Source organism: Nonomuraea sp. NPDC049269, assembly GCF_043197155.1.
Taxonomy (GTDB): domain Bacteria; phylum Actinomycetota; class Actinomycetes; order Streptosporangiales; family Streptosporangiaceae; genus Nonomuraea.
Genome location: NZ_JBICSO010000006.1, coordinates 502,393 through 521,729 on the forward strand (window position 1 = coordinate 502,393; position 19,337 = coordinate 521,729).

Sequence of the window (19,337 nt, forward strand, 5' to 3'; positions counted from 1 at the left end):
CGACAGCCTTGTCGGCCGTGACTGCCTGATATACCTCCCAGGAGAGACGATGAGATTCCTGCGTGTGGGACCTGCGGGCGCCGAGCGTCCCGCCGTTCTCGACACCGATGGCAGACCCCGCGACCTGTCCCGGCTGGCCTCCGACATCGACGGCCGATTCCTGTCGGGTGACGGCGTCGAACGCACCCGCGCGGCCTTGGCGGCCGACGAGCTGCCACCGATCGAGCTCAGCGGGCAGCGGATCGGCGCACCGGTCGCGCGCCCCGGCAAGGTGGTCTGCATCGGGCTCAACTACAGCGACCACGCGGCCGAGACCGCGACACCGGTCCCCGGCGAGCCCGTGGTGTTCATGAAGGCCGCGAACACCGTGATCGGCCCGGACGACACCGTGCTCGTGCCGCGTACCAGCGTCAAGACCGACTACGAGATCGAACTGGCGGTGATCATCGGCGGCACCGCGCGTTACCTGGACTCGCCGGAGGACTCCGACGCGGTCATAGCGGGGTACACGATCGCCGACGACGTCAGCGAGCGGGCCTTCCAGCACGAGCGCGGCGGACAGTGGGACAAGGGCAAGTCCTGCGAGACGTTCAACCCGCTCGGCCCCTGGCTCGTCACGCCGGACGAAGTCGGCGACCCGCAGGCGCTCGGCATGCGCCTGTGGGTCAACGGGCGGCTCCGCCAGGACGGTCACACCAAGAACATGGTGTTCGGGGCCCGCCACCTCGTCTGGTACCTCAGTCAGTTCATGGTCCTCGACCCAGGGGATGTGATCAACACCGGCACTCCGGCGGGCGTGGCGTTCGGGGCCAACGACTTTCCCTATCTGCGTCCGGGCGATGTCGTCGAAGCCGAGATAGACCGGCTCGGCCGCCAGCGCCACATTGTGGGACAGGCCTGATGTCGGCTCTGGGCACGAGCGCGGCCGGGTGTGTCCCGCTCGGCCGCACCGAGGTCACCGTGAGCCGCATCGGACTCGGCACCGCACCGCTGGGCGGCCTGTTCGCTCCCGTGTCCGAATATGAGGCGGCCGCGACGCTGGCGGCGGCCTGGGACGCCGGAATCCGGTTCTTCGACACCGCACCTCACTACGGTGCGGGGCTCGCCGAGCGGCGTCTCGGCGCCTTCCTCACCGACCGGCCCCGCGCTGAGGCCGTCGTGTCCACCAAGGTCGGCAGGCTGCTCGACCCAGGCCCGGACACGTCCGGCGACGAGGGGTTCTTCGGCGTCCCCGACATGATCAGGACACCCGACTACAGCTCGACCGGAGTCCGCAGGTCGCTCGCCGAGAGCCTGGAGCGCTCCGGTCTCGACGCCTTCGATCTGGTGCTGATCCATGATCCGGACGACCACTGGGAGCAGGCCGTGGGCCAGGCGTTCCCCGCGCTCGCCCGGCTCCGCGACGAAGGGATGATCAAGGCGATAGGCGTGGGCATGAACCAGAGCGAGATGCTCACCCGCTTCGTCGCCGAGACCGACGTCGACTGTGTGATGGTGGCCGGTCGCTACTCCCTCCTCGACCGCGGCGCGGCGGACGAACTCCTGCCACTCTGCCTGGCGCGCGGGGTCTCCGTACTGGTCGCGGGCGTGTTCAACAGCGGCGTGCTCGCGGACCCGCGTCCGGGCGCCACCTATGACTACACTCCCGCCTCGCAGGCCGTCCTGCGGCGCGCCATGGAACTGGCGGAGTGCTGCCGCTCCCACGGAGTCCCGCTGGCGGCCGCCGCATTGCTGTTCCCACTGCGCCACCCAGCCGTTACTGGGGTGGTGGTGGGTGCCCGGACCCCCGCCGAGGTCATGGAGAACGTCGCCCACGCCTCTACGACCGTTCCCGAGCCGCTGTGGGACGAGCTCGACACATGGGGCCGCGTCTACGGATTCGGCACCCGGCGCCGCCACGGCGCGAAACGGAGGAACGGATGAAGGTCCGCCTCGCCTACGGCGAATCCGGGCTCGATATCGACGTCGACCCCGCGGTGACCACGGTGGTCGAGCCCGTGCACCACGACGCGGCACCCGACCAGATGGCCATGCTGGTGCGGGCGCTGCGCGAGCCGGTGTCCGGGCCGCCCCTGCGCGAGCGGGTACGCCCCGGGCAAACGGTGGCCATCTCGGCCTGCGACGGCACCAGGCCGCAGCCGCGGCAGCTGATGATTCCGGCGATCCTCGCGGAACTCGACGGGATCGTCGATCTCGACGACGTGGTGGTCCTGGTCGCCACCGGCACCCACCGGGGCAACAGCGCCACCGAGCTGCGCCAGATGTTCGGAGACGACGTCGTCGACTCCGTCAGGGTGGTCAACCACGACGCCCGCGATCCGGGGCGGCTCACCTGGCTCGGCACTCACGGCGACGGGGTGCCCGTCTGGCTCAACCGCGAGTGGGTCGAGGCCGACGTGCGGATCACCACCGGTTTCGTCGAACCACACTTTTTCGCCGGTTTCTCGGGCGGTCCCAAACTCGTGGCGCCCGGACTCGCCGCCCTGGAGACCGTGCTGGTCCTGCACGACGCGAGCCGCATCGGGAACCCCCGAGCCACCTGGGGGATCACTCACGGAAACCCTGTCCATGACGACGTACGGGCCATCGCGGCGGCCACGGGGGTCACCTTCGCCTGCGACGTGATACTCAACCGCGACAAGGACATCGTCGCGGCCTTCGGAGGCGACCTGCTGCCGATGCACGCCGCCGCGACCGCGACCGCCAAGCGCATGGCGATGCGACCGGTCCCGGAGCCCTTCGACGTGGTGGTGACCACCAACTCCGGGTTCCCGCTGGACCAGAACCTCTACCAGGCCGTCAAGGGCATGTCCGCCGCCTACCAGGTGGTCCGCCCGGGCGGCACCGTCATCTGCGCCGCCGAGTGCCGCGACGGGTTCCCCGACCACGGCTCCTATCGCGAGGTGCTGGCCTCCGCGCCATCGCCCCGCGCACTGCTGAACGAGATCCAGGCCCGGGCCGGCACCGTACCCGACCAGTGGCAGGTCCAGATCCAGGCCCGCATCCAGTGCGGCAGCCGGGTCATCATGCATACGTCGTATCTGAGCGACGCCGACCTTGCCACCGCGCATCTGGAACAGACAGGCGACGTCTCCACCGCGCTCGCCGCCGCGCTGGCGGCGGCTGGGCCGGGGGCACGCGCGTGCGTTCTCCCGGAGGGGCCACAGACGATTCCCTATCTCGCGGGGGCGTCATGACCCTCCCGACGAACGAACCCACCGTGCTCGATCTCGGATTCGCCAGAGTCGACGTCGGCAGGGAGGCGAGACAAGGGCTTCCAGAGGTCGTCTACGGGCCTGGCAAGACGGCGGAGCAGGTGAAGGCCATCGTCACCGGCCTGCTCGCGCACAACACCGGTCCGGTCATGGTCACACGCGTGGCCCCTGAGGCGGCTCTCGAGATCCTCACCTGTAGTCCGGGCGGCACGTACGACTCTGAGGCGCGGCTGCTGCTGTGGCGGCCGACGGCCATCGGGAGTTTCAAGGTCATGGTGGTGGCGGCCGGTACCTCCGACCGTCCGGTGGCCGCCGAGGCGGCCACCGTGTGCGCGGCCGTGGGCCTCGACACCGCCGCCGTCCACGACGTGGGCGTCGCCGGGATCGAACGCGTCCTGCAGGTGCGGGAAAGACTCCGGGCCGCGGACGCCGTCATCGTCGTCGCCGGCATGGAGGGGGCCCTCGCCAGTGTCGTTGGAGGCATGGTCCGCTCGCCGGTCGTCGCCGTGCCCACTTCCGTGGGCTACGGAGCGTCCCTGGAAGGGGTCACGGCTCTTCTCGCCATGCTTGCCTCCTGCGCCGCCGGTGTGACCGTGGTCAACATCGACTCCGGGTTCGGCGCCGCCATCGCCGTCCACCGGATCGCCCTGGCCTCGGGAGGACGCCGGTGATCTGCTGGATCAACCCCTTCACAGGGCTGGCCGGCGACATGCTGCTCGGGGCGCTCATCGACGCCGGGGCGCCGCTGCACCGGATGCGCGCCGCCGTCGAGTCCACCGGCCTCACCGGCTTCGAACTGACCGCCGCACGCGTGGTCGAGCACGGCCTGGCCGCCACCCGCGTTCACGTCGACGTTACCGACGACCGCTCCGAACGCCGCGCGGCCGAACTCATCGAGTCGGCCGCGCGAGCGCAGCCCCAGCAGGTCGCCGCGCCCGAGGTCGTCTGCGCGCCGCTCCCGCTCGGCACCGGTTCGGTCCGCTCCGCCCACGGGGTGATTCCCTGCCCGGCCCCCGCCACCCTCGCGCTGCTCAGCGGAGCCGCCGTCACCGGCACCGCCATCCCAGGGGAGACCGTCACCCCCACCGGTGCAGCCCTGCTCGTCGCGGCCCGCACGCGGTACGGGCCACCTCCGCTGATGACGGTTGCCGCGACCGGCTACGGCGCAGGCACACGGCGCCTGGCGGACCGTCCGAACGTCACCGCCGTGACGATCGGTCACCCCGCCGAGTCCCAGCAGGGAGCCGCCGAGCATGTCGTGGTCCTGTCTACCAACCTCGACGACGTCACCGGCGAAGTGCTGGGCCACACGATCTCCCGGGCGCTGGAAGCCGGCGCGCTCGACGCGTGGGCGACGCCCGCGGTGATGAAGAAGGGCCGTCCCGCGCACGTGCTGCACGTCATGGCGCCGCCGGAGGCCGCCGACCAGCTCAGTCGGCTCGTCCTTGCTGAGACCGGCAGCCTCGGGATCCGCCAGACCGCGGCCGGCCGGGTGGTGCTCCCCCGGACGACCCGCACTGTCGACGTGAACGGGTGCGCCGTCCGGGTCAAGTGCGGGCCCTACGGCGCCAAGCCCGAACACGACGATGTCGCCGCGGCGTCCACCCGCCTCGGCCTGCCGCTGAGGACCGTCGCCCGGCACGCCCTGCAGGCGTGCGCCGGGGTTGCGGACGACGAGGGGGAAGCCCGGTGAGCGCCGCCAAACCGACCGGGAAGGTTCCCGAGCAGTCCGCCGGCCCAGGGCTGGAGGAGACCCTTCTGGCGCGCGTACGGACCATCGGTCCGATCGCCGTCGCCTATTCCGGCGGGGCCGATTCCGCACTCGTTCTGGCTGCCGCGGTGCGTGCCCTCGACCCGGAACGGGTGCTCGCCATCACAGCCCTGTCCGAGAGCCTGGCCGCCGCCGAGCTCGCCCCCGCCGCGGAGCTCGCGGCATCCCTGGGAGTCCGCCATCTGACGCCGCGCACGCATGAATTGAGCCGTCCCGGATACCGGGCCAACGGCCGCGACCGCTGCTACTTCTGCAAGTCGGAGGTGCTGGACGTGATCGCGGATGTGGCCGCCGCCCACGGGTTCGACCAGATGGCCACGGGCACCAACGCGGACGACGCCGCCGACCCGTTCCGCCCCGGCATCCAGGCCGGTGCCGAGCGCGGCGTCCACACGCCTCTGCGCGACGCCAGCTTCACCAAGCGTGACGTCCGCCTGGTCAGCCGACGGTGGGGCCTGCCCACCTGGGACAAGCCCGCGACGCCGTGCCTGGCGAGTCGCATCCGTTACGGCATCGAGGTCAGCTCCTACCGGCTGGCCCGCGTCGATCGCGCCGAGACCGCGATACGAGCGCTGCTCCACCGTACGGGCCTGCGAACCTCTGATCTCCGTGTCCGCGATCTCGGCGACGCTGTGCGCGTCGAGGTGGACGCCGCGGCCGTGCGAGCGGTCATGGCGTTGCCGGGCCTGGCAGAGGCCGTGGCCACCGCGGGGTTCGGGCGCCGCCCCGTCGAGGTCACGCCGTTCCACTCAGGCGCCCTCAACATAGAGCCCTCCGCCCTCCCGCCGCAGTGAATCAGTGCAGGCCGTCTTGTTCGCATACCACGTTGGTGAACTTGCCGGTTTGAAGCGCGCCCGGGGGGACCATCACACGCTCAAATCCGTTGTCGTTCCATAGGTCGCCCGAGAGTGTGAGGAAATGGTGGTATCCGTCTGCCCTCATTCCGATCCAGCTGTCGATGTGAGGCCAGCCGAACACCTGGCTGTCTCCAGGCGCGAATCCCTGTCGGTCCCGGCAGTAGTAGTGCCACTCCTCACGGAGCGGTCCCTGAACGAACCGTTCGGTTGGGGACTCCCAGTGGTCTTCGTCGTAGCCGGGTTCGGCGCGGTAATCGAATGTTTCCAGGACCGGGTCGCCTGTGCCGTATTCGCCCGAAACCGACGGCAGAGTGATGATTGGTGCCGCATGCAGCTCGACCATGGTGAGGACCTCCCCCCGCGCCGGCGTCGGCGTCTCCACGGCATGGGCTGGGTCTGCGCAGATGATCGTGCATTCGTCGATGCCCCATCGGACGGCCTTGAAGACGTTGACCAGGCCAAGCCGGGCGGGCAGTCGGTCACCGAGCGATGGGGCCAATTCGTCGGTGTCCAGCACGGCGAACAGGCTGAGCGGAGCTCCGTCCGTGGCCTGCGGCCATGGCGTTCCCGGTTCCAGAAGCGCTGGGCCCCCTGCGCGGGACCGGCCGGCCGGGAGCATGTCGGGGCTGCTGGGCTTGAGCACGAACCCCGGCTGGGCAAGAGCGGCCATCTGTTGGCCGAGCCGCTCACCCAACAGCTGGATACAGAGTTCGCGGACTTCGGCCAAGGTGCTCTGCTGGTCCATGGGCCGAATTTCAGCAGACGCACACGACAGATTTCTCAATCTTCCTGATCTTTGGGTGATACCCCTGCACCCAGTACTTCACTGATTAGGCTCGCGGCCAAGGCGTTCGGCGGCGACATCAAGAAACGCAAGTGAGTCGGACGTGGGGCGCCTGGCTACGCAGATCTGCCGGACCGCCCATCCGCCGATCATCGCAGCCGAATGGGACCAGCATTTCCCCGGACTGCCGTACCGTCGGCCGTGCCCGTAACCCTGTCGACGTTCGGGCTGCGATCATCGCAGGGCTGCCTGCTCCAACACGGTCATGTGCCATTGCGCCTATGTATCTGACGTCGTCGGCCTCGGCGCCCGCGCCTGCCGCTCGTACTCGATGACCCGGGCGTTCAGCATGAGCAATCGGAGGTTGCTGACCAGCGTGACGGCGACCAGGCAGCCGGCGACGAGCGCGACCATGCCGTAGCCGGGGCGGTCATCAGCCAGCGAGCCCACGGTGGCGAGCCCGCCGATGACGACGACGATCCAGCCAAGCCGCAGGCCGGGCGCGATGCCGTCAGTGGCTCCGTGCAGCACCAATTGCCCGCAGCGCAGGAACTGGATGCCGAGCAGCGTCGGGATCCCGGCGATGAAGCATCCGACGACCATCACGGCGACGATCGCTCCGGCGCTGCTGCCGTTGTCGTGTGGGATCCGATAGGCCGAGACGAGGATCGCGAAGGCCGCGAGGAACCACGGCACGCTGTAGGCGATGAGGAACACGGCGACGCTGCGGAAATTGCGCCGTAGCGTGGGATCCGCCATCGCCGGTGAGCGCCTGAAATCTGGCATCCAGCCGGCGATTACCTGACGGATCAGCAGGCCCGCCGGCACCCCGGCGAGAACGAGTCCGACGACGAACAGCGGAAGACCCGCCCGGACGTCGCCGTCCACGAGCTTGCCCAGCCCGATCGCGAGCGTCAGCACGCCGGCGGCGACGACGAAGCGCAGAAGCCGGAGACTCACGCGGCCCCCCAGTGACTGTTGCTTCGCCTCACCCGCTTGATGGACAGCGAGTCGGACAATCGGCTTTCAACCAAGCCCATTTGCGTCATCCTTCCTTGCTCGTTCACCGTCAGCGGGTCCTGGCCACCTCGGCCGCCACGGCGCGGAACGCGATGAGGGCCTCTTCCTGATCAGGAGCGCCTCCGGCGATGGACGACTTGACGATGACAACGCCCTGCTGGGGTGAGACGTAGATGTACTGGCCACCGAGCCCGGCCGCCATGAAATCGCCTCCCTCGCCCAGCCACCAGTGCAGGCCATAGTGCGGATTGGCCGGCGACGGTTTGGTGGACAGCTTGACCCAGGAGGCCGGGACGACCTGGCGGCCGTTCGCCTTGCCGCCGTGCAGGTAGAGCAGGCCGAAGCGGGCGAAGTCACGGTCGGTGGCGTAGTAGCAGCAGTAGCCCAGGCTGTCGCCGTGCGAGTCGTTGCCGACGGTCGCCGTGGACTCCATGCCGGCGGGCCGCCAGATCTTGCGCTCGACGTAGTCGTGGTACGGCATTCCGGTGGTTTTGGTGATGAGCCGGGCCAGGACGAAGGAGTTCATGCTGGTGTACTCGAACCGGGCGCCGGGCTCCCAGCCGCGCTTCTGGCGGGCGGCCATCTTGCTGATCGAGTAGCCCTTGTTGGCTGCGGCCTGCAGGCGTGGTGCGTCGGTGGCCTCGTCCCAGTCGATGCCGGACGACATACGCAGCAGCTCGCGAATGGACACCCCGGCGTAGCCGGAGCCGGTCAGCTCAGGCAGATATTTGTCCACGGGGTCGTCGATCGATCGGATGTGCTTCTCTCTGAGCGCGATGCCGACGGCGGTCGCGGTGAATGACTTGGCCATCGACCAGGACTGGAAGCGGGTGTCACGGCTCGCGCCGGTGTAGCGCTCCGCGACGATGTCCTGGCCGTCCAGGACGAGGAAGCCGTTGGTCCTCGTACGGGTGAGGAAGTCGTCCAAGGTGTGTTCCTGGCCTTGGTAGGTGTAGGTCACCGAGAGCTTCCTGGGCGCGCTGCGCAGCTTGACGGGGTGCGCCGACGGTTTCAGCACGTCAGCGGTCTCGGCCGCGGCCGCCGATGGCCGCGGCACGTCGACGGTCTCGGCTGAGGCCGCAGCCGCTGCCGCTGCCGGCAGGGACAGTGCGAGCGCGACCGCGACCGCGTAATGGGTGATGCGCATGTCATCTCCTCCGAAGGATCAGTTCGGACGGATGGTGACCTGTTTTTCTGTCATTTCTCTGGCAAGAGCCATTCCAGCGAGGCGCGGGCGAACATCGCCTGGCGGCACCCGAGCGGGATCCCCCGACCCGTGCTCAGCGCGACCGGGCTCCCGCGGCTCCCGCGGCTCCCGCGGAGCAGCGGCGGATGCAGGAGACCGGCGGGGCCGCAGCGGTAGAGCATGGCGGGACAGCCCATTTCCGCGAACCGCTGTTCCCCCGTCGCCTCCAGGAACCGATCGGCACGCGTGACCTTGCGCCGGAAGCTACTCGGATCGAGCATCAACCCCATCGGGGTGTTCTGGCCCGAGAGTGCCGAACGCTGATCTCATCTCAAAGGACGTGACCGCATGTACCCGGTAACGATCACGGCCGCGCGGATGGGCCTCCGGGAGTTCACCCCGGCCGACGTGGAGCCGCTCCTATCCATCTACGGCGACCCGGCCGTGACGCGGTACATGAGCTTCGAATCACGAACTCTCAACCAGGTCCAGAACACCATCGAGAGTGTGATCGCGGCAGCCCGCGCCGACGAGCGGCTCGACTATTCCTTGGCTGGCGTGCTCCCGGACGGAGAGCTGGTGGCGTTCGCCCGGCTCTCGATCGACGTCGGCCATCCGTTGCAAAGCAGCGGGCAGATCGGCTTCGCGCTAAGGGCCGACCAATGGGGACGTGGGCTCGGCAGTGAAGTGGTGCGGCTCCTGCTACGACTCGGGTTCGACGAGCTCGGCCTGTATCGGATCTGGGGAGCTCGTGATCCTCGGAACGAGGCATCCGCTCGGGTCATGGCCAAGGCGGGCATGGTGGAGGAAGGCCGCATCCGCGGGCACTTGAGGCTGAATGATGGATGGCGTGACTCCGTCATTCACTCCATCCTGGCGCCGGAGTGGCCGGATATCGGCTAACTCCTGACATGCGTGGCCGGGCTCGTCGGCGTCGGTGAGACGGACCGAAGGCTAGCCCAACAACTCATGGCAGGCTTGATTGCGAATCTGGAACTCGGGGCGGGCAGGCGGGAACAGTTCGTCGCACTTCGCGGCGATTGGCGGGACCGCGCGCTCCCTATCGCTGTCCTTCGGATCGACGCTCCTGGTCTTTCTCACACGGTCAGCGGGGATCGTGGTCCTGGTCTTCCTGAGCGGGGCCGACGGGACAGGCTGATGACGCTGGCGCGGCACAGCCGAGACCGCGGGTCGGTGACGATTCCCCGGCGGTATCGCCTTGTTCTTCGGCGCCTTGGAACTTGAGCTGGGTGTCGCCGAGGACAGCGTCCGAGGCTTGGGCTTGGGCTTGGGCTTCAGCTTGGGCTTGGGCTTGGGCGTCGGCGGGGCGGTGGCCACAAGCGAGCGGCCGGCAACGCTCTGGCGAGGTGTCGGCGCAGAGGCGACATTCGTTCGAGGCGAGGCACTGTCAGTGGCCCACCCACTCGACCATATGCCGAAGCCCACGCAGGTCAGGAAGCCGGCGATGAGCGTCGGCCGGGCCAGACGAAGTCGCTTACGCAGGAGTGATCGTCTTGGTGGAGTTGGGGTCGCGTACCTTCTCCAGCCGACGGAGTCGGACGCGGCGCGGAGTCGGGGACGGTCGTGGAGCGGCAGGCCGTACGGCGGGCGCCGTGTTGGGCGGGGCTTTTCGGGTGAGGGAGCGGGATGGTCTTGACCTTCGTGCATGATCCTCCCTACTCACTGCCCGTATCTGCCAGCGTGCCGCAGCGCGGCCACGTCCAGCGGAAGCGACTCGGCAAAGAAGGCCGTGCACGACGAACCGGGCCCGGAACAAACAGGGCCGGAAATGGATAAATGTGGCTATCGGGCCAAGGCGTGGTTGATTTTGCCGCATGGCGGCATCGGGCCGGCGCGGGTTTCGCCTATGCCGTTGCCTGGACGCTGCCGTCGTTCATGCTGTCCGGTGGGCGGCGCGCATGATCACGTCTTCTGCCTGCGCGCGTGGTTCCCAGCCTCGGGTGTCGGTGTCCTTGTCCGGTTCGAGGTCCTTGTAGACGTCGAAGAAGTGGCTGATCTCGCCAAGTACGTGGACATCGACGTCCAACAGATCCTGGATGTGCGCGTAGCGGCTGTCGTTGGCGGGCACGCAAAGGATCTTCGCATCCGGCCCCTGTTCGTCGTGCATCCAGAACACCGCCACAGGACGCGCGCTGATCGTGCATCCAGGAAAGGTCGGCACCTCGCCCAGCACCAGCGCGTCCAGCGGATCGTCATCCTCGGCCAGCGTTCCGGGCACGAACCCGTAGTCGTAGGGGTAGGCGGTCGCGGTGAACAGCATTCGATCGAGCCTGATCCGCTGTTTGGTCTGATCCATCTCGTACTTGTTGCGCGATCCCCGCGGCGTCTCCACGATCACATCGAATTGCATCACAACCTCCTGCGCCGCAGCTCTCGGCTGGCCACATCCTCGGCCAGGGCATGCATCCAGGTGTCTACCCACACCCGATAGGGAGCCGGCGTACGACGCCTCAGCCTCACGCAGGCGGTAGGCCTGAGGCCGCCCAGGCGGCGATTTGGACAGACCATTGCCGTGCCCGTCCCCGGGACAGCCAATAGGACCGATCGAAAGGCCGATCGCTCGACTGGAACATCGCGCTCACAGGCATCCCCCCTCATCACGAGGACAGGACCCATTGGCTGGTATGGCCAAGCGGCACTCTGCGGAGCGACCTCGGCAAGATCCACCACCGAGCACTTCCATCATATGCCGCGTGCCGGCCGGTCAGAGCCTCCCGATGTGGCAGGCGAGTTCGAGGCCGAGGATCCGATCGATATGGACGAAGGCCTCGAACTTGGCGCCTTCGTTCAGTCAGGAGCTTGACAGGAAGGCAGGCCGAATGGACGGGCAGGGCGGCCGTCAGACGCACATCTGCTCGTTGGGCTGCCTGCCCGAGCTGGGCGAGGTGAGCGGCATAGCCGATCGTTGCCGCAAGGGACGAGTGATCCTCACCGTCATGGAAGTAGTAGGCCTCGGCGTACTGGGTGAAGTCGATACGGACACGTACCACCTCGGTCGCCAGGCTTTCCAGCAATGACGCACCTGCAGCGCAGTCGAGCTGCTGCACGGACGGGGCCGAGCGGTCCAGCAGCGCCAGCCGGATCGCGAGCACCCGTCGGCGGGTCAGCGTCGGATAGATCTCCAGCACCCAGGAGACGGTGGCCGTCAGGAGGACGAAGCCGATGAGAGCTTCCAGGGGCGAGACCACACGGAGCCATCCTTCGGCAGGCACGATGTCCCCGAGCCCGAGGGTGGCGACCGTGACGAGCGGACCGACGAGCCCCACCACACGCCTACGCGCTCGGAGATGCCGGGCCAGTTTCCACAACGTCGCCATGACGAGTCGGCTCAAGCCTCCATGGCGCGTGGGGTGCCAGAGCGTGTGGAACAGGTCTCGTAGGGCGGTCATGATGAGGGCGGCTCCGAGCAGTGAGACCAACCACTCCATTCATCCCTCCCTCAGTGGCTGTCCTGTGGAGCGGGGGGCGACTGTGCGGCCAAGGCCGGGGTGACCTGCAGCCCGAACCGGGCCGCGCTTGGAGCCTAGGCCGCAGGCACCGTTGGCGAACGCAGACTCGCCGTATCCATGATGGTCGCTGCAACTCGACGGGGGACACGCAAGAGCGCATGGTCAGAGACAGGCTTGGGAGCCGGAGATGCGCTGGCGTCTGCCCGTGCTCAACGCTTCTTCCTCGACGTGATGACTATGACCGCTTCTCGTCCCGCGTCGAGGTCGTTTGTCCTCGGCTGCGCCTTTGACTCGTTCGACCAGACGGCCCAGGAGCCCCCGGTCATGGCCCAGCCGCTCGCGTTGCTGTCCTCGAAGTCGTCGATGCTCGGCGGCATGGTCGGGCTGGGGGTGCTGGTCGGGGGCTCGTGGGCTGTGCGGCGGGGGGCGGTTACGGCGTCGCCGGGCTAGCCGAAGGTCACGACGAGGCGGCCGTCCGCGGCGAAGGACCAGCGCAGGGCGCCGGTGTAGGAGGAGCATCGGGATCCGTTGGAGCCGGACCAGAACTGGTTCGAGCTGTCGGCGTCGCCAACGATCCGGTCGTTCGTGCCGCTGCTGCTGCGGCATGAGACGTTGTTCCGGAACACCGAGGTGCCACCGTCGAACGAGTAGTTGCGCTCGGTGTTGTCGATGCTGACGTTGTTCGAGATCGACATGGTGCCGAGGTTGCGGTTGTAGGTGAACCCGTGCTTGCCGTTGTGGTAAGCGATGTTGCGGCGGATGACGTGGTTGACGCCGATGTCCTCGCCACCGAGTTTGTAGCCGTTGCGGTCGCCGTTCCCGTTCTGGGTGCCGTTGCTGAGGGTGCCGTTGCCGTACGAGAGGGAGTCCTCGATGGTCACCGGGCCGATGGGGCCCGTGTCCGTCTTGGTGTAGAGGTCCCAGCCGTCGTCGATGTTGTTGTGGGAGACGGCGTAGCGGAAGACGTTCCCGGGGCCGGAGGTGAGCTTGGCGGCGAATCCGTCGGCGTCCTCGCCGTCGGAGTCGGCGTTGTCGTGCGACTCCGCGCTCAGGACGAGGTTGTTGGACGGCCACTGGTCGTGGGGGGTGTCGGAGGCGATCCGGGAGATCTGCAGTCCCGAGTCACGGTTGAAGCGCGTCACCGTGCGCTCGATGATGTTGTTGCTGCCGCCGACGAAGATCCCGTTGTCACCGGCACGCTCGACGACGATGCCGTACAGGCGCCAGAACGACCCGTTCAGGGCAAGCCCGCGGTTCGCCGAGTCCTCGCTCATGGCCGAGAAGTTCAGTACCGGGGTCTCGCCTGGGTAGGCGGACAGGTTCTTGCGGGCGCTGGAGGTGCCGTTGTTGCCCGGCGCGATGGTGAGCGTCTGGGAGAGGCTGTAGGTGCCGCCGCGCGCGTAGATCGTCCCGCCGGCGGTGATGCGGGTGATCGCTGAGGCGAGGGTTGTGGGGTTCGACTCTGTGCCGGGTGCGCTCGCACTGCCGCTGGGCGATGCGTACAGGGTGTCGCCTGGAGGCTGCGTGGTGCCGGAGGTGAAGTCGATGTAGTCGATGTTCGGCAGGCCGGTGCTGCCGGTGGGGTTGAACCGGATCGTGTTGCTGCCCGCGTTCACGTTGACGGTCAGCGTTTTGGTGACCCAGGTGTCCCATGTGCCCGTGCCTTCGAAGGACGGCGACTGCGTGGTCGTACCGTTGACGATCAGGCCGGTGGGACGGCCGGTGGTGGTGCCGTTGGCGAACCGTACTCCCAGCGTCGCCGTGCCGGCTGCCGAGGCGTTCACCGTGAACTGGGCGTAGGCGTTCGCGGCGTTGGTGCCGTTGCAGAAGCCGCTGCCGGAGTAGCCGGCCCAGTTGGAGTCGATCGTGCCGGTGCAGAGCGCCGGGGAGGTCTCGGCCTCGTACCGGGTGGTTGCGGCATTGGCGGCGGATGGGGAAAGTCCGACGAGTCCGGTGGCTAACAGGCCGGCGCATGCGATGACGGCTTTTAGGCGCATCTTTCGTCTCCATGGGCTTGGTAAGCGCTTTCCGGTGGACGAGCGAAGCTAAGCACGCACCGATGAGCGCGGGAAGCCCTGGCGTGACGGGACCACCCGCAGCGCGGCACCCTCACTGGGAGGCGGCAAGTCAGCCGAGGTCACAGGCGGGGAGGGGGCCTCATCCTCATGCTGTGCTTCTGTGCAGCCGTGAAAATTTCACCTGCTCTGCGGAAGGTCATACCTTCTTGACGACGATCGAGTCCGGGACCAGCTTCTCCAGGTCGTCCACATCCGAGGTGAAGACGGTGACCTGCCCCTTCTGCTGGCGGGCGATGACGGCGAGCACCGCGTCGATCGCGTACTTGTGGCCGTGCAGCTTGGCGTCGGCCAGGAGCCGGCGGGCCTGACGGGCTTCATCCTTGCCGATGTCGGCGACGTTGAGCCGGGACAGCACCCAGTCCCAGCGCTGCTCGGTGATCCTGCCGTCGTACGCCTCGACCACCGTCATCGGAGACGCCACAACCTCCGCCTGACCACGAGCCGCCAGGTCGAGCCAGGCGATCATCTTCCGGTCGCCCCGCACGGCCAGGGACAAGGCTTCGCAGTCGAGTACGAAGATCCGCAGCGGCTGCCCATGCTCAGCGCTTGGCTTGCTCACGCAGTCTCTCCCACGTCGCGCTTTCCGCCGACGCGGCGGCGTTCGTGCTCGGCGTCGAGATCTTCCAGCTCCTCGATCGTTGCCGCGCGCTCCTCGTCGGTGACCGGGCCGTACTCTTCCGCCAGCCAGTTCGCCAGCTCCAGCAACCGGTCCCGGTCGCGCTTGAAGCGCAACGCCTCGGCGACGTACGCCGACAGGCCCCGATCGGCGGCATCTGCGCGGATCTCGTCAAGGAGCTCCTCGGGGACTGTCACCGTAATCTTCTTAGTCGCCATCGAGCTAGCTGCTGTCCATGCTCGTCAGGGTTCTATGAGCGAGGGGAGTGCGGCTGGGGACGTCCGGGTTGCCGGGCGCAGGACCAAAACCAGCACGGCCAGTCCGGCGAAGATGATCGCGGCGACCACGCCAGTGACGTGCAGGCTGGCGGTGAAGGCCTCCCGCGCGTTGTGCAGCAGCTCCGCGCCTTGGTCGGCGGGAAGGTGCCGGCTGGCGGCGACCGCGCCAGCCAGCGAGTCGGACGTGCCGGCCATCCCGCTGCGATAGACCACCGCGGCCAGCACCCCGAACAGCGCGAAGCCCAACGAACCGCCGAAGTAGTTGCCGGTCTCCGACATCGATGCCGCCGAACCGGCGCGCTCCGGCGATACGGACCCGACGACCAGCCCGGTGCCCAACGCGAACAGCGGGCCTGTGCCCAGCGCCAGTACAGCGATGCCGATCATCACCAGGGGCAGGGCGATCGCACCGTCGACGTCGACCCCGACCAACAGCAGGCCGCCCAGCGCCGACCCCACCAGGCCGCCGGCGATCGCGGTCGTCTGCTTGATCCGCCGGGCCAGCGCCGGCGCGGCCATGGTGCCGGCCGCCACGCCCAGGCCCATCGGTGCGAACAGCAGCGCCGACGCGACCGGCGAGAAGCCCAGGACGCTCTGCAGGTACTGGGTCACCAGCAGGCCCGTACCGGCCATGGCGATACCGGCGAAGACCAGCGCGACGACCACCGCCGTGAACGGGCGGTTGCGGAACAGTCGCAGGTCCAGCAGCGGCGTCTCCAGCCGCAGTTGCCGGCGTACGAACACGAATCCGATGGCCGCACCGGCGACGAGGGCCAGCGCCGGGACGATCGGCACGCTCTCGACGGTCAGCTGCTTGATGCCGTAGACCATCAGAAGGACCGCCACGAGCGACAGCCCGACGCTGGCCAGGTCCAGCCGGCCGGCCTGGTCGCTGCGGAACTCCGGCAGCAGGAACGGCCCGACGAGCAGCAGCAGCGCCATCGCCGGTACGGCGGCCAGGAACACCGATCCCCACCAGAAGTGTTCGAGCAGGAATCCGGCGAGTACGGGGCCGAGCGCGCCGCCGGTGAACTGGCAGGTCGCCCAGATCGCGATGGCCTGCCCGCGCTGTCGTTCGTCGCGGAACATGTTGGTGATCAAGGCGAGTGTGGACGGCGCCAGGGTCGCCCCGGCGACGCCCAGCAGCGCACGCACCACGATCAGCATCAGCGGGCCGGTCGCGAAGGCGGCCGCGACCGACAGCACCGCGAACGCCGCTCCGCCGATCATCAGCAGGCGTCGACGGCCGATCCGGTCGCCGAGCGTACCCATGGTGATGACCAGGCCGGCCACCATGAATCCGTAGCTGTCACTGATCCACAACTGCTGGACGTTGGTGGCCCCCAGGTCGGCGCTCAGCTGTGGGAGCGCGAGGAGCAGCGCCGTCATGTCCATGGCGACGAGCAAGGTCGGCAGCATGAGGATGATCAGTCCCAGCCACGCCCGGTTGACTCGCATATCTGTAACTTCCTGTTCTCTCGACGGTTCGGCGGATGGTCGGAACAGTCGGGAGCTTCTTGACATCGGTCCCGGCGACGCGGCGGTGAGAACTCATGCGAAAGTTCTGGCGGGGGATGTCAAGACTGCGGCAATGGCTCCGACCAACCAGTCGAAGGGACCAGCCGAACCACGAGGGAGTACGAGATGAAGTTCCTGATCAGCCTGCACATCAACCCGGCCGTGCTGGACGCGCTGACCGACGAGGAGAAGGCGGCGATCGGCGACGGCCACGGCAAGTTCATGGAGGCGCTGAAGAAGTCCGGCGAACTGATCACCACGCAGGCGCTGGTCGATCCGTCGCAGGCGGCTGTGGTGTCCGTACGCAACGGCCAGCCGGTGGTGACCGACGGACCTTTCCTGGAGTTCAAGGAGTATCTGGGCGGCTTCTACCTGATCGACTGCGAGAACAAGGAGCGGGCGATCGAGCTGGCGGCGCAGATCCCGGACTGCGCGATCCAGGGGCTCGGGGTCGAGGTGCGGCAGGTGATGTTCGCTGACGGACAATTGGAGGCATGACTGCACCTGCCATCGAGGACCTGCTGCGTGAGCTCACGCCGCAGGTCCTCGGCACGTTGGTACGCCGGAACGGCCAGTTCGAAGGGTGTGAGGACGCCGTACAGGAGGCTGTTCTCGCCGCGACCGTGCAGTGGCCGGCGGAGGGGGTGCCGGACAACCCGCGCGGCTGGCTGGTGACGGTCGCGTCCCGGCGGTTCATCGACCAGCTGCGCAGTGAACACGCGCGCCGCGAGCGGGAGTCGGCGACGGCCACCGAGGTGGTGCCCGAGGACGTACCGGACACCGACGACACGCTCGTCCTGCTGTTCCTGTGCTGCCATCCGACGCTGACCGCGGCCTCCCAGACCGCTCTGACGCTGCGCGCGGTCGGCGGCCTGACCACCGCCGAGATCGCCCGCGCGTTCCTGGTGCCGGAGGCCACGATGGCCGCCAGGATCAGCCGGGCCAAGCAGCGCATCAAGGCCGCCGGCAGCTCGTTCAGCCTGCCGGAGGGCGCGGAACGCGAGGAGCGGCTGCGGGTCGTCCTGCACGTGCTCTACCTGATCTTCAACGAGGGCTACACCGCCTCCTCGGGCAGCGAGTTGCACCGGGCCGACCTCGCGCGCGAGGCGATCCGGCTGACCAGGATGGTGCACGCGCAGCTGCCCGAGGACAGTGAGGTGACCGGGCTGCTCGCGCTGATGCTGCTCACGCATGCCCGCCGGGAGACGCGTACGACGGCGGCCGGCGATCTGGTGCCGCTGGACCAGCAGGACCGTACGAAGTGGGACCGCGGGCTGATCGACGAAGGCACCGAGCTGGTCAAGACGTCGCTGGCCGGCTCGGTGCTGGGGCCCTACCAGTTGCAGGCCTCCATCGCCGCCACGCATGCCGACGCGGCCACGGCCGAGGAGACCAACTGGACGCAGGTGCACGCCCTTTACCTGGTCCTGGAACGGATCGCGCCCAACCCGATGGTCACCCTCAACCGGGCTATCGCGCTCGCCGAGACCGAGGGGGCGGCGGCCGGGCTGGCTCTGCTGTCCACGTTGGACGGTGACGAGCGGATGGCGGGGCATCATCGGCTGCTGTCCGTTCGGGCGCATCTGCTGGAGAAGACCGGCGACCTGGCCGGGGCGTACGAGCATTACCGGCGCGCCGCGAAGGCCACCGCCAGCCTCGCCGAGCAACGCTACCTGGAGTCCCGGGCCAGCCGGGTGAGAGCATCACACGACAGTCACTAGCCGGCGACTGTCGTGTTGACCTGTTGCCGGAACCACCGTCGGGTGTGAGTGGCCGCCGGTGTGGTGATCGACGCCTCCGGGCCGGGTTTTTTCATGGGCGAACATTATCTTGAGCCGCTGATCTTTGCGGGGCCTCTGACCTGGGCGGCCTCGTTGGAGACGGTGTCCGCAACGAGGCCGTGGGTTGTCTGGAAAGCACCGGTCAGCAGGGGCCGATCGTTACGCTCGTCCCTCTGCTAGGCCGCGAACACTACCCATTCACGCATGGTCCGCTTTCCCATGGTCACCTGTTCGGCGTTCCCGGTCGACATACTGCCGAGCTCGATCCTGGGGACTTTCACGATGAGTTCTCCGTCATGACCGAGGAACCCGAAGGTCTTGTCGCCGGTTCGCAGCCCCGGGTTGCGGAACATCGTCCCCAGGACACGTCTGGTTCGTTCCTGAAGTCACCGGCGATCTCCTCCAGGAGAGCCAGCGAGTTGTGACCGTCAGTCATCGGTTTGCCCTCTCGCCGGCAGAAGGCGTTCGAGAGCCGCCGCGGAGCCATGAACGACCAGGCCCCTGGGCCTCGGCCGTCCGCAGGGTCATCTGTCAGGTAATAGCGGAACGAGCACCTGCGGTGGCGCCGTGATCGTCGCGCCGGGTTGCCGCCTGGTAGAACAGGGACGCACGTCGACCTGGCCGTGCTCGGCGATGATCTCGCAGCCGTCGTACGGGGCGCCGACGCGCACGGTGCCAGCCGACTCATCGAGTGAGCCGTCCCGGCGCAGGTAACGCGGTAGCAGCGAGAACCAATGCACCTTGAACTTCGTCTTCATTCGGC

The 19,337-nt window shown here is 68.2% G+C and carries 22 protein-coding genes; 10 read left to right on the forward strand and 12 right to left on the reverse strand.

Features of this window, described 5'->3' with window-relative positions; translation table 11 throughout:
* The first annotated feature begins 49 nt into the window (after window positions 1–49).
* From ACGFNP_RS34195 to larE, 6 genes are read left to right on the forward strand one after another with little or no spacing between them, the layout of a single operon-like run.
* On the forward strand, window positions 50–901 hold the full coding sequence (locus ACGFNP_RS34195; RefSeq protein ID WP_358331538.1) for a fumarylacetoacetate hydrolase family protein: 852 nt from the start codon (window positions 50–52) through the stop codon (window positions 899–901).
* The gene (locus ACGFNP_RS34200) at window positions 901–1,923 is read left to right on the forward strand and encodes an aldo/keto reductase (protein WP_393325682.1); all 1,023 of its coding nucleotides are present in this window, start codon (window positions 901–903) and stop codon (window positions 1,921–1,923) included. Before ACGFNP_RS34195 ends, ACGFNP_RS34200 begins: the two co-directional genes overlap by 1 nt.
* Window positions 1,920–3,197, forward strand: coding sequence for a nickel-dependent lactate racemase (gene larA, locus ACGFNP_RS34205; protein WP_393325684.1), 1,278 nt, complete (start codon window positions 1,920–1,922; stop codon window positions 3,195–3,197). Before ACGFNP_RS34200 ends, larA begins: the two co-directional genes overlap by 4 nt.
* Entirely contained in the window at window positions 3,194–3,886 is a 693-nt protein-coding gene (larB, locus tag ACGFNP_RS34210) for a nickel pincer cofactor biosynthesis protein LarB (RefSeq protein ID WP_393325686.1), read from the forward strand. The genes larA and larB overlap by 4 nt, the downstream gene beginning before the upstream one ends.
* Window positions 3,883–4,908: a LarC family nickel insertion protein gene (locus tag ACGFNP_RS34215; RefSeq protein WP_393325688.1), complete on the forward strand. Its 1,026-nt coding sequence runs from the start codon at window positions 3,883–3,885 to the stop codon at window positions 4,906–4,908. Before larB ends, ACGFNP_RS34215 begins: the two co-directional genes overlap by 4 nt.
* Window positions 4,905–5,780, forward strand: coding sequence for an ATP-dependent sacrificial sulfur transferase LarE (larE, locus tag ACGFNP_RS34220; protein ID WP_393325690.1), 876 nt, complete (start codon window positions 4,905–4,907; stop codon window positions 5,778–5,780). Before ACGFNP_RS34215 ends, larE begins: the two co-directional genes overlap by 4 nt.
* Before the next feature lies 1 nt (window position 5,781).
* Here larE and ACGFNP_RS34225 read toward each other — a convergent pair whose 3' ends face one another.
* From ACGFNP_RS34225 to ACGFNP_RS34240, 4 genes are all read right to left on the reverse strand, one after another.
* On the reverse strand, window positions 5,782–6,588 hold the full coding sequence (locus tag ACGFNP_RS34225) for a DUF1963 domain-containing protein (RefSeq protein WP_393325692.1): 807 nt from the start codon (window positions 6,586–6,588) through the stop codon (window positions 5,782–5,784).
* 318 nt (window positions 6,589–6,906) lie between these two features.
* Window positions 6,907–7,587, reverse strand: a complete 681-nt coding sequence (locus ACGFNP_RS34230; protein WP_393325694.1) for a hypothetical protein — start codon at window positions 7,585–7,587, stop codon at window positions 6,907–6,909.
* A 109-nt stretch (window positions 7,588–7,696) separates the two neighbouring features.
* Window positions 7,697–8,794: a serine hydrolase domain-containing protein gene (locus ACGFNP_RS34235; RefSeq protein WP_393325696.1), complete on the reverse strand. Its 1,098-nt coding sequence runs from the start codon at window positions 8,792–8,794 to the stop codon at window positions 7,697–7,699.
* A gap of 50 nt (window positions 8,795–8,844) precedes the next feature.
* The gene (locus ACGFNP_RS34240) at window positions 8,845–9,114 is read right to left on the reverse strand and encodes a hypothetical protein (RefSeq protein WP_393325698.1); all 270 of its coding nucleotides are present in this window, start codon (window positions 9,112–9,114) and stop codon (window positions 8,845–8,847) included.
* 97 nt (window positions 9,115–9,211) lie between these two features.
* On the opposite strand from ACGFNP_RS34240, the gene ACGFNP_RS34245 reads away from it, so the two are divergent.
* Window positions 9,212–9,736 (forward strand): GNAT family N-acetyltransferase, encoded by a 525-nt coding sequence (locus tag ACGFNP_RS34245; protein WP_393325700.1) that lies wholly within the window; start codon window positions 9,212–9,214, stop codon window positions 9,734–9,736.
* A 991-nt stretch (window positions 9,737–10,727) separates the two neighbouring features.
* Here ACGFNP_RS34245 and ACGFNP_RS34250 read toward each other — a convergent pair.
* On the reverse strand, window positions 10,728–11,204 hold the full coding sequence (locus tag ACGFNP_RS34250; protein ID WP_358331571.1) for an inorganic diphosphatase: 477 nt from the start codon (window positions 11,202–11,204) through the stop codon (window positions 10,728–10,730).
* 247 nt (window positions 11,205–11,451) lie between these two features.
* Window positions 11,452–12,282: a potassium channel family protein gene (locus tag ACGFNP_RS34255; RefSeq protein WP_393325703.1), complete on the reverse strand. Its 831-nt coding sequence runs from the start codon at window positions 12,280–12,282 to the stop codon at window positions 11,452–11,454.
* 345 nt (window positions 12,283–12,627) lie between these two features.
* On the opposite strand from ACGFNP_RS34255, the gene ACGFNP_RS34260 reads away from it, so the two are divergent.
* On the forward strand, window positions 12,628–12,753 hold the full coding sequence (locus ACGFNP_RS34260) for a hypothetical protein (RefSeq protein ID WP_393325705.1): 126 nt from the start codon (window positions 12,628–12,630) through the stop codon (window positions 12,751–12,753).
* On the opposite strand, the gene ACGFNP_RS34265 is transcribed toward ACGFNP_RS34260, so the two are convergent.
* From ACGFNP_RS34265 to ACGFNP_RS34280, 4 genes are all read right to left on the reverse strand, one after another.
* Entirely contained in the window at window positions 12,750–14,300 is a 1,551-nt protein-coding gene (locus ACGFNP_RS34265; protein ID WP_393325707.1) for a carbohydrate-binding protein, read from the reverse strand. The genes ACGFNP_RS34260 and ACGFNP_RS34265 overlap by 4 nt on opposite strands.
* A 217-nt stretch (window positions 14,301–14,517) precedes the next feature.
* Window positions 14,518–14,940 carry a hypothetical protein gene (locus tag ACGFNP_RS34270; protein ID WP_358331587.1) on the reverse strand — a complete coding sequence of 141 codons (423 nt, stop codon included), beginning with the start codon at window positions 14,938–14,940 and terminating at the stop codon, window positions 14,518–14,520.
* Complete coding sequence (locus tag ACGFNP_RS34275; protein WP_393325710.1) at window positions 14,937–15,194, reverse strand: CopG family transcriptional regulator; 258 nt, start codon at window positions 15,192–15,194, stop codon at window positions 14,937–14,939. The genes ACGFNP_RS34270 and ACGFNP_RS34275 overlap by 4 nt, the downstream gene beginning before the upstream one ends.
* Window positions 15,195–15,239: 45 nt before the next feature.
* Entirely contained in the window at window positions 15,240–16,733 is a 1,494-nt protein-coding gene (locus ACGFNP_RS34280; protein WP_393325712.1) for an MFS transporter, read from the reverse strand.
* Between the two features lie 186 nt (window positions 16,734–16,919).
* Here ACGFNP_RS34280 and ACGFNP_RS34285 point away from each other — a divergent pair, with 186 nt between their 5' ends.
* Together ACGFNP_RS34285 and ACGFNP_RS34290 are read left to right on the forward strand one after the other, a co-directional pair.
* Complete coding sequence (locus ACGFNP_RS34285) at window positions 16,920–17,291, forward strand: YciI family protein (RefSeq protein WP_358331596.1); 372 nt, start codon at window positions 16,920–16,922, stop codon at window positions 17,289–17,291.
* The gene (locus ACGFNP_RS34290) at window positions 17,288–18,514 is read left to right on the forward strand and encodes an RNA polymerase sigma factor (protein WP_393325715.1); all 1,227 of its coding nucleotides are present in this window, start codon (window positions 17,288–17,290) and stop codon (window positions 18,512–18,514) included. Before ACGFNP_RS34285 ends, ACGFNP_RS34290 begins: the two co-directional genes overlap by 4 nt.
* A 236-nt stretch (window positions 18,515–18,750) precedes the next feature.
* Here ACGFNP_RS34290 and ACGFNP_RS34295 read toward each other — a convergent pair whose 3' ends face one another.
* Together ACGFNP_RS34295 and ACGFNP_RS34300 are read right to left on the reverse strand one after the other, a co-directional pair.
* Window positions 18,751–18,927 (reverse strand): hypothetical protein, encoded by a 177-nt coding sequence (locus tag ACGFNP_RS34295; RefSeq protein WP_393325717.1) that lies wholly within the window; start codon window positions 18,925–18,927, stop codon window positions 18,751–18,753.
* A 171-nt stretch (window positions 18,928–19,098) separates the two neighbouring features.
* Window positions 19,099–19,332 carry a hypothetical protein gene (locus tag ACGFNP_RS34300; protein WP_393325719.1) on the reverse strand — a complete coding sequence of 78 codons (234 nt, stop codon included), beginning with the start codon at window positions 19,330–19,332 and terminating at the stop codon, window positions 19,099–19,101.
* Between the last annotated feature and the right edge of the window lie 5 nt (window positions 19,333–19,337).

What these genes read in the sequence shown, in the direction of transcription:
- ACGFNP_RS34200 (WP_393325682.1), top strand. Translation starts at nt 901, where the DNA reads ATGTCGGCTCTGGGCACGAGCGCGGCCGGGTGTGTCCCGCTCGGCCGC.
- ACGFNP_RS34295 (WP_393325717.1), bottom strand. Translation starts at nt 18,927, where the DNA reads ATGTTCCGCAACCCGGGGCTGCGAACCGGCGACAAGACCTTCGGGTTC.
- ACGFNP_RS34235 (WP_393325696.1), bottom strand. Translation starts at nt 8,794, where the DNA reads ATGCGCATCACCCATTACGCGGTCGCGGTCGCGCTCGCACTGTCCCTG.
- ACGFNP_RS34280 (WP_393325712.1), bottom strand. Translation starts at nt 16,733, where the DNA reads ATGCGAGTCAACCGGGCGTGGCTGGGACTGATCATCCTCATGCTGCCG.
- ACGFNP_RS34255 (WP_393325703.1), bottom strand. Translation starts at nt 12,282, where the DNA reads ATGGAGTGGTTGGTCTCACTGCTCGGAGCCGCCCTCATCATGACCGCC.
- ACGFNP_RS34245 (WP_393325700.1), top strand. Translation starts at nt 9,212, where the DNA reads ATGGGCCTCCGGGAGTTCACCCCGGCCGACGTGGAGCCGCTCCTATCC.
- ACGFNP_RS34225 (WP_393325692.1), bottom strand. Translation starts at nt 6,588, where the DNA reads ATGGACCAGCAGAGCACCTTGGCCGAAGTCCGCGAACTCTGTATCCAG.
- ACGFNP_RS34240 (WP_393325698.1), bottom strand. Translation starts at nt 9,114, where the DNA reads ATGCTCGATCCGAGTAGCTTCCGGCGCAAGGTCACGCGTGCCGATCGG.
- ACGFNP_RS34285 (WP_358331596.1), top strand. Translation starts at nt 16,920, where the DNA reads ATGAAGTTCCTGATCAGCCTGCACATCAACCCGGCCGTGCTGGACGCG.
- ACGFNP_RS34195 (WP_358331538.1), top strand. Translation starts at nt 50, where the DNA reads ATGAGATTCCTGCGTGTGGGACCTGCGGGCGCCGAGCGTCCCGCCGTT.
- larA (WP_393325684.1), top strand. Translation starts at nt 1,920, where the DNA reads ATGAAGGTCCGCCTCGCCTACGGCGAATCCGGGCTCGATATCGACGTC.
- ACGFNP_RS34250 (WP_358331571.1), bottom strand. Translation starts at nt 11,204, where the DNA reads ATGCAATTCGATGTGATCGTGGAGACGCCGCGGGGATCGCGCAACAAG.
- ACGFNP_RS34260 (WP_393325705.1), top strand. Translation starts at nt 12,628, where the DNA reads ATGGCCCAGCCGCTCGCGTTGCTGTCCTCGAAGTCGTCGATGCTCGGC.
- ACGFNP_RS34265 (WP_393325707.1), bottom strand. Translation starts at nt 14,300, where the DNA reads ATGCGCCTAAAAGCCGTCATCGCATGCGCCGGCCTGTTAGCCACCGGA.
- ACGFNP_RS34290 (WP_393325715.1), top strand. Translation starts at nt 17,288, where the DNA reads ATGACTGCACCTGCCATCGAGGACCTGCTGCGTGAGCTCACGCCGCAG.
- larB (WP_393325686.1), top strand. Translation starts at nt 3,194, where the DNA reads ATGACCCTCCCGACGAACGAACCCACCGTGCTCGATCTCGGATTCGCC.
- ACGFNP_RS34300 (WP_393325719.1), bottom strand. Translation starts at nt 19,332, where the DNA reads ATGAAGACGAAGTTCAAGGTGCATTGGTTCTCGCTGCTACCGCGTTAC.